The sequence below is a fragment of the Variovorax paradoxus genome (assembly GCF_030811855.1).
GTDB classification, from domain to species: Bacteria; Pseudomonadota; Gammaproteobacteria; order Burkholderiales; family Burkholderiaceae_C; genus Variovorax; species Variovorax paradoxus_L.
Window position 1 is genome coordinate 91,034 of sequence record NZ_JAUSRN010000001.1, and the last position, 11,814, is coordinate 102,847.

Sequence of the window (11,814 nt, forward strand, 5' to 3'; positions counted from 1 at the left end):
TGCTGCCGGTGGTTAGCTGCGTGGCCCCAGGAAAAGCCGGTAGGAAGGAGCGGACGTGAGCTCCTCATGCGGATAGCCCACTCTCTCCAGAACACGGTGGAAATCGTCCTCGTCTGGGCTGGGCGCCTGCAGGCCAACCAACACCCGGCCATAGTCGGCGCCTTGGTTGCGGTAGTGGAACATCGTGATGTTCCAGTTGGGCGGCAATGACGAGAGAAATTGCATCAAGGCACCCGGACGCTCCGGAAAGACGAACTGCAGCACACGCTCGCCTGCAGCGAGCGGCGAGCGCCCGCCCACCATGTGCCGCATGTGCTCCTTGGCCAGTTCATCGTGCGTCAGATCTTGGGCGCAGAAGCGAGCCTGCGTCAGGACTTCCGCAACGCGTTGCGTTTCCCCTGCGGAGTGGATCGTCAGCCCGACCAGCACCGAGGCATTCTCGGCGTCGCATACACGGTACTTGAGTTCCGTGATGCTGCGGGCGGGGCCGGACAGGGTGTCGATGGTCTTGCACAGGCGCAACAAGCTTCCAGGTGATTCGGGAAGCGTGATCGCGAGCAGGCCCTCCCGCTCTTCACCGATCTCCGCCCGTTCCGCAACGAACCGGAGCCTGTCGAAGTTCATATTGGCGCCGCTGAGTATGGCTACATACGTCTCTCCGCGCGTCTTTCGCTGCTTGACGTACTGCTTCACGGCGGCCACTGTAAGCGCCCCAGACGGTTCCACGATGCTGCGAGTGTCGGTGAATACATCCTTGATCGCCGCGCACATGGAATCCGTATCCACCGTCACATAGCCGTCCACGAGGCTGCTGGCGATGCGGAACGTCTCCGCGCCCACCTGCTTCACGGCCGTTCCATCCGAGAACAAGCCCACGTCGCCCAGTGTGATGCGTTCGCGAGCTAGAGCCGACCGCGCCATGGCATCCGAGTCGATGGTCTGCACTCCGATCACCTGAACCTCCGGGCGGACCGCCTTGACATACGCAGCGACGCCAGCGATCAACCCGCCGCCGCCGACAGGCACGAACACGGCTTGCAGCGGCCCCTGATGCTGCCTTAGGATCTCCATGCCTACCGTGCCTTGCCCGGCGATCACATCGGGGTCGTCGAACGGATGCACAAACGTCAACCCGTCTGCCTCCTGCAATTCCAGGGCATGAGCGTATGCCTCGGAGTAGCTCTCCCCGTGCAGCACCACGGTGCCCCCCAGTCCCTTGACCGCCTCGATCTTGACTCGTGGCGCGGTAACAGGCATGACGATGACTGCAGTCGCGCCCAAGCGCCGCGCCGCAAGTGCGACACCTTGAGCATGGTTACCCGCAGAAGCACAGATCACCCCGCGACGCAGCTCCTCGGGCGACAACTGTGCGATCTTGTTGTAAGCGCCGCGGAGCTTGAAGCTGAACACGGCCTGCTGGTCTTCGCGCTTCAAGAGAACCTGATTGCCGAGCCGACTCGACAACTCTCTGGCGGGCTGCAACGGGGTCTCCACGGCCACGTCGTACACACGGGCCCTGAGTATCCTCTTCAGGTATTCGTCGAGATCAAGCATAAGGTGACGGCGTTCTCACGGACGAAGTTGCGGCGGCGAAGCATGTCGCAAGAGGCGGGAACTCCGTCGGAGGACCTGCCACAGCTAGTCCGCGTAGAGGCGCCCGAGCGAGCTCTGGAACTTCTTGATGTCGGCAAGCTTCTGCATGTGCCATGCCAACGCATGATTGCTTGAAGTGGCGGGCTTGCCCGTGAGGCGCTCGATGATCGGAATGGCACTGAAGCTCGGTAACGTGGTGCATGAAATGAAGACACCATCGACGTCCGGCTTCAATCCACCGCCCGCATGGACGGCGGCCTCGACCACGCTGTTCGTGGAAATGGCACCCACCTTCAGGTCATCTGGCTCTTCGAACGAGACCACAGAGTCCACGTCCAGCCCGCGGGCGCGCAGTCCGTCGACGATCTTCCGGTTCACCGTGCTCTCGTAAGGGGTGACGAGCTTGATCTTCTTCATGCCCAGCGACCTGCATGCCGCAATGCAAGCAGTAACCGGTTCGGTCACCTGCACGCCTGGATGTGCTTGGCGGATGATGCTTGCCACCCGCTCCTCTCCCAGGAGCATCGTGGCAGACGTGCAGCCGTATCCCACCACGTGCGGCTTGAACTCGGCAGGGATCAAGGCCGCCGTCGGCTGCAGCAGGTCCGACATGGCTTCCAAGGTCGCGGCGGAGATCTCGAAGTCGTTGAAGATGCGACTGTGGTACAGCGAGACGGGCTGCGAGGTTGGAAGGCTCGATCGCACCTCGCCCTCGATGGTGCGGTCCGTGCGTAGCACGATCAGCGCCAGGCGGCGTGCCTCCGTGTCATCTTGAGCAAGTTCGTAGCCAATTCGAGTCTGAAGCATGAGCGGTTCCCTTCGTGATTCGAGAAGCGTAAGCATCGAAGGTCTCCTGCTGCATGCCACTTCGCGCCGGTTCCTCAGACCAGTTAAGTAGCAGTCGACGCGCCTTGGCCCCAGACCACTTCGAGTCGGTCGATGGCCGCCTTCATCTGAGCCTCGTTGCTCGAAGCGAAGCCAAATTGGAACCCACACTGCGGTTCCACATGGACGAAATACTGAGACAGGGGCGGACAGACGATATTCGCATTGCGAGCACGGCGTGAGAGGGCCACGTCGTCCATCGGGCGCTTCGCGACCGCCGCGAGGTTCAGTCCAGCCGGAGCCGAGATGACCGACAGCATCAGTCCCATCCTCTGGGAGATCAGCTCGCACAGCAGCGAGTGGCGTGCTGCGTAGATCTCTCGCAACCGGCGGATGTGCGAGTAAAAAGCTCCCCGTTCGATGAACTGGAGCATGGCAGCCTGGATCACGCCCGGAGGACAGCCGTCCGACCAGGTTCTGATACTCAGGAAAACATCAACGAGTTCTTCCGGGACGACGAGGTAACCCAGCCTCAAGGACGGGAACATGATCTTGTTGAACGTTCCAGCGTAGATCACCCGGCTGTACTCGTCAGACCCCTGCAGGGAAGGCAAAGGCTTGCCGTCATACCGAAATTCGCTGCTGTAGTCGTCTTCGAAGATGAAGCAGGATGTCCGGTGCGCCCACTCCAGGAGTGCCCGGCGGCGCGCCAGGCTCATGGTTCTACCCATCGGATACTGGTGCGACGGGGTGGTGTAGAGCAGCTTGGCGCCGCCGTTGTCGTCCGGCACCATGACACCTTCTTCATCTAACGGGACCCCCCTCAGATTCAATCCTGCCGACAGCATGGCATTCCTGGCGCCAAGGAAGCCCGGATCCTCAATTAACACCCGGTCACCCGGCTGCGTCAGCACGCGCAAGGTGAGATCGAACGCGTGCTGGGCACCAGAGACGATGATGATCTGATCCGCCGTGCAACGTACCCCACGTGCACTCGCCAGGTAGCCAGCAAGTGCCTCCCGAAGCGGCCTGTAGCCGGCCGGGTCGCGAGTTTCCAGCATGGCGGCCGTCGCGTGCTTCCAGGACTTTGCACAGAAGTCGCTCCAGGAGTGATAGGGGAACTGATCAATTGCCGGCATCCCTGGTGCGAAAGGCGTAGCCACCGACAGGCTCTGCAAATCCATCAAACTGGTGCTGCGCGAGACATGCTTTGGCAAGGTGTCCAGCAAGGCAATCTGCTGCTGAATGGCCACGGCGCCCGGCACCTGGCTGCGTTTGAGCGAGCTTGGCGCGGGCGCGGCACTCCCGGTCAACAAGTCGGCTGATCGCTCGCGCACTCTCGAGCCAGAGCCGACGCGGGTCTCGACGAATCCCTCCGCGCTGAGCCTGGCGATGACACTGAGCGCAGTGGCCCTGCCGATGTCGAGCGTTCGGGCGAGCTCGCGCGTGGACGGCAGGAGGTCGCCTGATTTCAGGCCGCCGGTGACGATCAGGTGTTCAATCCCGGTGGCAACCTGGTCCACCACGTTCACCGGGCTTTGCCGGTTGATCACCAGGAACTCAAGCAGGCGTGCCCTGGATACCCGCGCTCGCCGTCGCCGGGGCTTGGGCTGTGCACCGAAGTGGTTCGATTCATCCATTGGAAGTGGCCCGTCCATCGCGCTGTTCACCGACAAGAATGCGCCAAGAAGCTCGGCATGGAGCCGAGTATGGCCCGCTGAAGATGCATTCGGGCAGGCCACTTACATGACAGACGGCGTTAAGTGGCTCGATGCGGGCGGATTCCGTACGAGCCCAGCCGAAGCAAGGAGAAATGATGAGTGAAACCGCCTCCGTGAGGCCTGCCTTGACCGATCTGACGGCTTCCGAACTCGCCGATGGCCTGCGGCGCCGGTCGTTCTCTTGCCGCGAGCTGATGCAGGCCACGGTCGATCGCATTGGTGCGCTCAACCCCATCTTCAACACTATCGTCAACATGGCACCGGTGGAGACGCTATTGGCTGAAGCCGATGCTGCTGACGCCGACCTGGCCAGCGGCAAGGTGCGGGGCTGGCTGCATGGCATCCCCCAGGCCGTTAAGGATTTCGCAGACGTCGTTGGCTTCCCCACCACGAAAGGTTGCGAGCTACTGGCCAGCAATATGCCGACGAGCGACTCCATCCTGACTGCACGCATGAAGGCCGCAGGCTGCATCGTGATCGGCAAGACGACGACGCCTGAGTTCGGGCTGGGCTCGCATACGTTCAGCACTCTGTGGGGTGTGACCCGCAATGCATGGGATCCTGCAGTGAGCGCCGGCGGCAGCAGCGGAGGGGCGGCCGTTTCCCTGGCGCAGCGCATGCTCCCGGTCGCGGACGGGTCAGACGGAATGGGTTCACTGCGGAACCCGGCAGGCTGGAACCACGTCTTCGGTATGCGCCCGTCGCAAGGAAGAGTACCCCAGGCTGGAATGTCGGACGTGTGGATCGACCTGCTCTCGAACGAGGGTCCCATGGGCCGTAGCATCCGCGACGTGGGGCGGCTTTTGGCCACACAAAGCGGTTTCGATCCGCGCTCGCCGCTTTCCATGCAGATGCCTTTGGGCTGGAAGGAAAACGAGGCCGTCGATCCGGGGATTCTCAGCGGCATGCGCATAGGCTGGCTGGGCGACCTTGGCGGCCACCTCGCTATGGAAACCGGGGTGCTGGACGCCTGTCGCGAAGCGCTGCGTCACCTCGAAGCGGCGGGCGCCGTGGTCGAGGAGGTGCCATTGGGGTTCGATCCCAAGCAGCTGTGGGAATGCTGGCTGACTTGGCGCCGCGCAGGCGCGGGGCCACGTGTCGGGGCGCTCATGCAACTGCCAGGTGCCAAGGAGAAGATCAAGCCGGAGGCTCAGTGGGAGTACGAGTGCTCGCGCGGCATGAGCTTTACCGATTTCCGTCAGGCAAGCCAGGTTCGCACGAATTACTACCAGCACATGCGCACCATGCTGGATCAGTGGGACCTGCTCGTGCTGCCCTCCGCGCAGTGTTGGCCGTTCAACGCGGAGGAGCGCTGGCCCAAACAGATCGCGGGACGCGAGATGGACACCTACCACCGCTGGATGGAGGTCGCAATCTATGCCACCCTCGGCGGCTTGCCTGCCTTGGTGGTACCCGCCGGCTTCCATCCGAACGGCCGTTGGCCCATGGGCATCCAGCTGATCGGCCCGTACGGCGGCGACGCCAAGGTACTGCGTGCAGGAGCGGCATACGAGCAGATCCGCGCCGATTTTATTGCGCGGCGACCTGCCGAAGTGAAATCCCCGAACGAAGCTTAAGCGGTCGCGCAGCTTGGTGGCGTAAGAAAAAGTGGCCTGCAGCGAAGCCGTAAAGTGGCCTGATGCTGGAATTCAGGTCCGTCAAGAATGGCGTGGTACGGGAGCATCTTTCGCCGCCGTTCAGGGCATCTAAGGCCCGCAATCCGAAGGAAAACACATGAGTGACAAGTACGAAGCGACAGACCGGACGACGCTAACCCGTCGCCCTCACCGTGGGATCTACGACAAGGATGCTATTCGGGCAATTCTTGACGAAGGGTTCATGTGCAATGTGGCCTACGTCCACGAAGGGGCGCCCCGCGTGTTGCCGACTGGCTATGGCCGGATGGGTGACTACATCTACATTCACGGCTCCAACCAGAGCACCATGCTCAGCGCGGCGCTGAGTGGGGAGGTGTGCGTCCTCGTCACTCATGTGGATGGCCTGGTTTTGGCACGTTCGCTCTACAACCACTCTGTTAACTACCGTTCCGTGGTGGTGTTGGGGCGTCCAGAAGAAGTGACCGATCCGCAGGAGAAACTCGCCTCCTTCGAGGCCTACGCGCGCCACGTCCTGAAAGGCCGTTTTGCCGATGTGAGGCCTCCGAACTCCAAGGAGTTGAACAGCACGACGGTGATGCGCATTCCCATTGTCGAGGCTGTGGCAAAGATGCGGGCGGGTCCGCCAACGGATTTCGAGTTCGATCTGGACCGCGATTGCTGGGCCGGCGAACTGCTGATCAAGCAGGTCTTCGCGGGTGCCATCCGCGACCCCCAAGGTCGGCAGGACGTCCCGGTGCCGCGGTACATCGAGGAGTACGAGAAGCTGCCCAGCGTTGAACGGCAAGAGGTCGACAACACTCCGGACGCATGACGTTCCGATAGCACACTCCGCCCGGCCGAGCGGCAGCGCGCCACTGCCGCCGTGGGCTCGACTTGATACAAGGAGTCCACATGAGCGGCAAAGGAATGGTGAGCTGCCCGCAGCCTGAAGCGGCGGAGTCGGGCGTTGAAATTCTGCGGGCAGGCGGGAGCGCGGTCGACGCGGCAGTCGCCTGCGCCCTTGTGCAAACCGTGGTGGATCCGCTGATGTGCAGCATCGGCGGCTTCGGCACGGCCGCCGTACACCGCCCAGAAGCCTGCATTCACGAGTATGTGGACTTCCACGCTCCCGCGCCGCTTGGCGCTCGAGCAGACATGTGGGAGCACTTGCTGGAGGGTGAGACGCGCGACGGTTTCGGCTTCAGCATCAAAGGCAGATTGAACGACATTGGCTACCAAGCCATCGCCGTTCCGGGAACGCTCAGCGGGCTAGAGCGCCTGCACGCGCGGCATGGCCGCCTCCCATGGCGAGAAGTGGTCGCCCCTGCCATTGCATGGGCCCGGGAAGGGTTCATGGTTCGGCCTGCGATGTATGCATTCTGGATCGACGAGCCGCTCGCTGGTCGGGCAAGCAACAGAGAGCGGCTCCTGTACTCGGCCTCCGGTCGGGAACTCTTCTGCCGGCCGGACGGCACTCCCAAGACCATCGGCACACCGCTGCGAAACCCGGACTACGCGAACACGCTGGAAACGATCGCGTGTGATGGAGCAGTGTCCTTCTACCGCGGTGAACTCGCCCATCGTATGGTGGAGGACCTGGCGGCCCACGGCGGCCTGCTGTCTTTGCAAGATCTCGCGACCTACGCACCACGCGAGAACGCTCCACTGGTAGGAAGCTACAGGGACCGACGCATCACCACCAACCAGCCTCCTGGTGGCGGCGCGATGCTGCTCCAGATGCTCAACATCTTGGAGCAGTTCGACCTGACGGCGCTCGGGCACAACACGCCGGAATACATCCGCATCGTGTGTGAGGCCATGAAGCGCGCCACCATCGACAAGGACCGGCATCTCGGTGACCCGGCATTTCTAGAGGTGCCGCTGGATCGCCTGCTCTCCAAGGCCTACGCGGCACAGGCTGCTGCCGCCATCAATGCCGGCGAGAAGGCCGACGTGCCCCGTCTCAACTTAGGGGCCCCTGTTCCAAAGGACACGACGCACCTGTCCGTGGTGGATGGTGAACGCAATTGTGTTGCCATCACGCATTCGCTCGCGATGCCGTCCGGCGTGATGACGCCCGGCCTTGGCTTCATGTACAACGGCTGCATGGGCGTGTTCGACCCGCGACCAGGCAGAACGGGCAGCATCGCACCCGGAAAAGCAAGGTTCACTTCGGCCTGTCCCACCATCGTGTTCCGCGGAGACGAGCCCGAAATTGTGCTTGGCGCGCCGGGCGGAACGCAGATCGCGATGGGCGTGCTGCAGGCAATCCTGAACGTTGCGGATCATGAGATGAGCATGCAAGAGGCCGTATCTGCTCCGCGCTTCTCGTCCACGAGCAACATCATCGATATTTCGAATCGCATTCCACGCTCCGTGTCCCGGCCGCTTGAGCGTCTGGGCTACGAAGTGGTTCGGAATCCGTTCGGGTACACGATTGCTTCTGTGCACGGGATCCGCATCAACGGGGAACGCCTCGAGGGTGGCGCCGACCCCGGCCGCGACGGCGTGGCTTACGAGGCCTGATCGTCAGGCGGCCTGATTCCACCTTCATTTACCGGAGATACCCCATGACCAATTGGAAGAGCTATCAAGACGGCAGTGCAGCCCTCGATGCGGAGACCGCACAGAAATGGCTAAATCAAGTGGTGGCGACCTGCAGCACCTTGGATCCTGACCTCATCCTAGATATCTTCACGGATGACGTTATCGCCGACCTCGGCGCAGTCCTCCTTACCGGGAAGGAGCAACTGCGTCCGATCATCCGTGAGCGGTATTCGAGGTACACCCACTACGACCTTCGTAAGACTGTTCGTGCAGTCGCCGGCGACCTCGTTATCTGTGACGCGCGATTGCGCTGGAAGTCGCCTGAACACTCAACGCTGCAGCACACTCGAGCCATCGAGATTCTCCAAGTCCGCGATGGCCGAATTGCACGCTGGGACAATGCGAGTTCGTCGTGGTCTGCCACTGAAGGTTGAGGGTCTTCGCCTGGCACCTGACGACGCAGTTGCGTGACCTTGTGCACGCGTGCCCTCCCCTGACCTTGCGGCTTGAGAAAACCCGGACATGCATGTCCTGCCGGGCGCACCGGCGCGCGGCTCCCTTTGCCCTCGATAAGTAGTTCATCCGGAAACCCGCAACCGGTCTTTCCCTTTCCGGCAAAGTGGCATGCGGGACAGAAATCGATCCAATTAGATTGGGAACATCACTACCCAGGAACCCACCATGTCTTTCCGCAATCTCGCATTCGGCGCCCTGCTGGCGGCCATCCTTCTGCCGGCTTCAGCACAGACCGATAAGTTCCCAGCCCGACCGATCAGGCTGGTCGTGCCTTGGAGCGCAGGCGGCAACACGGACGCTATTGCACGGCTGATGGCCTTGAAGCTTTCGGAGCGAATAAACCAACAGGTGGTGGTAGACAACAAGCCCGGCGCGAACGGAATCGTCGGCACGACGGCCGTTGCCCGGGCGCAGCCTGACGGCTATACCCTCATGTTGGCACTGCCGGAGACAAACGTGCTGAACCCGATGGTGTACAAGAACATCAGCTATACCTCGAAGGATCTGGACCCGGTGGCATTCATGGGCATCATGCCTTTTGCGCTCGTTGCCAATCCGAGCTCGAAGGCTGCCAGTGTTCCGGATCTCGTTCGCGTGGCAAAGCAACAGCCCGGCTCGGTGTCCGCAGCAAGCTGGGGGGTTGGAAGCACCGCGCACGCCGCTATCGCATTGATGGAGCAGGCCGCACACGTGGAACTCCTGCACGTTCCCTTTCCGGGCACCGCTCCTGCGCTGACCCAAGTGTTCAGCGGACAGATCGATCTCATGTTCCTGTCGGCGCTGAGTGCCACAGAGCTCGCAAAATCGGGCAAGGTGAAGATACTCGGAGTCACAGTGGACAAGCGGATGGACTCTTTCCCTGACGTCCCAACCCTTGCAGAACAGGGCCTCCCTGGAATCGACGTTTCACTCTGGTACGGCATCGCGGCGCCCGCCAAGACGCCCTCTGCCATCAAGGATTACCTTTCGAAGGAAATCCTAGAAGTCCTCAAGGACCCCGCAGTGCTGCAAGACCTGCGAGGCCGGGGCATGGTGGTCCAACCCCGGAATGCCGGCGAGTTCTCTCGCTTCATTGCGGCCGAAGAAGGACGTTGGTCCGGCCTGATCAAGGCGAAGAACATTCGCATCGACAACTGATCCAGCCAGCATGATGATCGATTACCTACTCGTCGGCGGCCAGGTTGTCGCGAGCGAGGGCCAAGCGGAGCCCTTCGTGGGCACGGTGGCCATCGCAGGCGAACGGATCGTGTGGGTGCAGCAGGGCATCGTCGACGCACCTGCGCGTCAGAGGATCGACTGCTCTGGCTTGATCGTTGCACCTGGGTTCATCGATATTCATACCCACTCGGATGCTGCGTTTCTCAAGGATTCCGGTGGCCAGAGTCAGATCACGCAAGGAGTCACGACCGAGATCGCCGGCAATTGCGGTCATAGCTGTGCACCTTGCACCGACCCCATTTTGCTGAGGAAGCACCTACTCGCGGTGCAAGATTCGACAGAGATCACCTGGAGGACGTTCGCCGAGTACCTCGACGTGCTACAGGCCACGCGCCCCGTGTTGAACGTCGCTTCATACGTTGGACACGGTACGGTTCGCCTTGCTGTCAAGGGAACGGCCAGTTCCGCAGCCGGTGCGGGCGAACTCTCAGCGATGGGGACGTATCTGCGCCAAGCTCTTGACGACGGTGCGATTGGTATCTCCACTGGGCTGGAGTACGCGCCAGGCATGCATGCGACCGCCGTGGAACTCTTGGAGGCAGGTGCGATTGCGGCGGAGTTCGACGTGGTGTACGCCAGTCACGTCCGCAACCGCGACTGGTTGATCGAAATGGGAGTCGGTGAAGCGCTCGGCATCGCTCGCACGACCCGGTCCAAACTCCAGCTGTCTCACATAGCTCCGAAATACGGCGCACCGCGGGGCGCGGCGGATCGTCTGCTGGAGATGGTGCGCTGGGCGCGCGAGGATGGCGCCGATGTGGGCTTCGATGTCATTCCCGATGAATGGGGACCCACGAAAGTCATTGCGTCTCTCCCGACTTGGGCACTTGAGCTGCCAAGCGACGAACTGCAGTCCCTACTGCGACCCGGACCTTCCCGTGCGCGTTTGCAGGAGAACGCATTTCCCAACTGGAAGTTGCTTGCCGACCACCGATGGGACTTGCTGGTTCTCTATCATTGCGGAGCGAACCCGTCTTACATGGGAAAAACCATTCAGCAGATTGCCATCGAGCGGCAATCCACGCCCTGGGATTGCATCTGCGACCTCCTCCTGGAAGAAGGCGCCGAGATGTCTCGCTTGATGTGGTGCGGACGGGTATCGAGTCAAGCAGACATTGACACGTTGATCCGGCAGCCCGACTGCATGGTGATTTCCGATGGCGTGTCCGTGAGCGAAGTGGGGGCTTTGAAAGACCTGCGGTTCTCGCCGATCGCTTTCTCGTGGGCAGCGTCGTTCCTTCAGAACTACGTGAGAGATCAGCGGATCCTTGATATTGTCGAGGCGGTAGGGCGACTGACCTGGACTCCCGCACGGCGTTTCCGGCTGGAGCATCGGGGAGAACTCCGGGCTGGATACTACGCGGACCTCGCAGTCTTCGATCTCGATCAAATCCACTGTCACTCCACGTTGGAAAACCCGAACGTCAAGTCGACGGGTGTGACTCACGTTTTTGTCAACGGAACTGCCGTGATGCGCGACGCTTCGATAACCGAGGCACGACCGGGCAAGGTCCTGCGGCGCGCAGTGTAAGCAGCGCCCGCATCATGGTCATCATCGCAAGAGCGTTGCGCTTCTTTCTGCGAATGGGGCGTTTCGCCCCGCTGGCGCGAGGCGGTCGAAGGGGCGTCGCAGGCGGCTCGGACTATCGCTTCTATCTGCTGCACTGAGCCAACGCAGCTCAGGCCGCCAGTCGCCCAGCCAGCCTATGCGCATGCCGCTGAGAATCCCCGGATCGACGGCCTCGTTTTCCTTCCAGCCTAAAGGCATCTTCATGGAAAGCGGCGAGCGCGGATCG

The 11,814-nt window shown here is 61.8% G+C and carries 10 protein-coding genes; 7 read left to right on the forward strand and 3 right to left on the reverse strand.

Going from position 1 to position 11,814, the window contains the following annotated elements:
• Positions 1-12 precede the first annotated feature (12 nt).
• From ilvA to pdxR, 3 genes are all read right to left on the reverse strand, one after another.
• Positions 13-1,554 (reverse strand): threonine ammonia-lyase, biosynthetic, encoded by a 1,542-nt coding sequence (gene ilvA / locus J2X92_RS00495; protein WP_307572583.1) that lies wholly within the window; start codon positions 1,552-1,554, stop codon positions 13-15.
• Between the two features lie 84 nt (positions 1,555-1,638).
• Positions 1,639-2,436: a maleate cis-trans isomerase family protein gene (locus J2X92_RS00500; RefSeq protein WP_307572585.1), complete on the reverse strand. Its 798-nt coding sequence runs from the start codon at positions 2,434-2,436 to the stop codon at positions 1,639-1,641.
• Between the two features lie 47 nt (positions 2,437-2,483).
• Positions 2,484-4,058, reverse strand: coding sequence for a MocR-like pyridoxine biosynthesis transcription factor PdxR (gene pdxR / locus J2X92_RS00505; RefSeq protein ID WP_307572586.1), 1,575 nt, complete (start codon positions 4,056-4,058; stop codon positions 2,484-2,486).
• 176 nt (positions 4,059-4,234) lie between these two features.
• Between pdxR and J2X92_RS00510 the strand changes: the two genes are divergently transcribed.
• The 7 genes from J2X92_RS00510 (at position 4,235) to J2X92_RS00540 (ending at position 11,686) form a co-directional block, all read left to right on the forward strand.
• The gene (locus tag J2X92_RS00510; RefSeq protein WP_307572587.1) at positions 4,235-5,716 is read left to right on the forward strand and encodes an amidase; all 1,482 of its coding nucleotides are present in this window, start codon (positions 4,235-4,237) and stop codon (positions 5,714-5,716) included.
• Between the two features lie 157 nt (positions 5,717-5,873).
• Positions 5,874-6,569, forward strand: coding sequence for a pyridoxamine 5'-phosphate oxidase family protein (locus tag J2X92_RS00515; protein ID WP_307572588.1), 696 nt, complete (start codon positions 5,874-5,876; stop codon positions 6,567-6,569).
• A gap of 80 nt (positions 6,570-6,649) precedes the next feature.
• A complete protein-coding gene (gene ggt / locus J2X92_RS00520; RefSeq protein WP_307572589.1) occupies positions 6,650-8,263 on the forward strand; it encodes a gamma-glutamyltransferase in 1,614 nt (537 codons plus the stop codon).
• Between the two features lie 44 nt (positions 8,264-8,307).
• Positions 8,308-8,718, forward strand: coding sequence for a nuclear transport factor 2 family protein (locus J2X92_RS00525; protein WP_307572590.1), 411 nt, complete (start codon positions 8,308-8,310; stop codon positions 8,716-8,718).
• Positions 8,719-8,965: 247 nt separating this feature from the next.
• Positions 8,966-9,937, forward strand: a complete 972-nt coding sequence (locus J2X92_RS00530; protein WP_027730437.1) for a tripartite tricarboxylate transporter substrate binding protein — start codon at positions 8,966-8,968, stop codon at positions 9,935-9,937.
• Positions 9,938-9,947: 10 nt separating this feature from the next.
• Positions 9,948-11,549: an N-acyl-D-amino-acid deacylase family protein gene (locus J2X92_RS00535; RefSeq protein WP_307572593.1), complete on the forward strand. Its 1,602-nt coding sequence runs from the start codon at positions 9,948-9,950 to the stop codon at positions 11,547-11,549.
• A 14-nt stretch (positions 11,550-11,563) separates the two neighbouring features.
• The gene (locus J2X92_RS00540) at positions 11,564-11,686 is read left to right on the forward strand and encodes a hypothetical protein (protein ID WP_307572594.1); all 123 of its coding nucleotides are present in this window, start codon (positions 11,564-11,566) and stop codon (positions 11,684-11,686) included.
• The last annotated feature ends 128 nt before the right edge of the window (positions 11,687-11,814 follow it).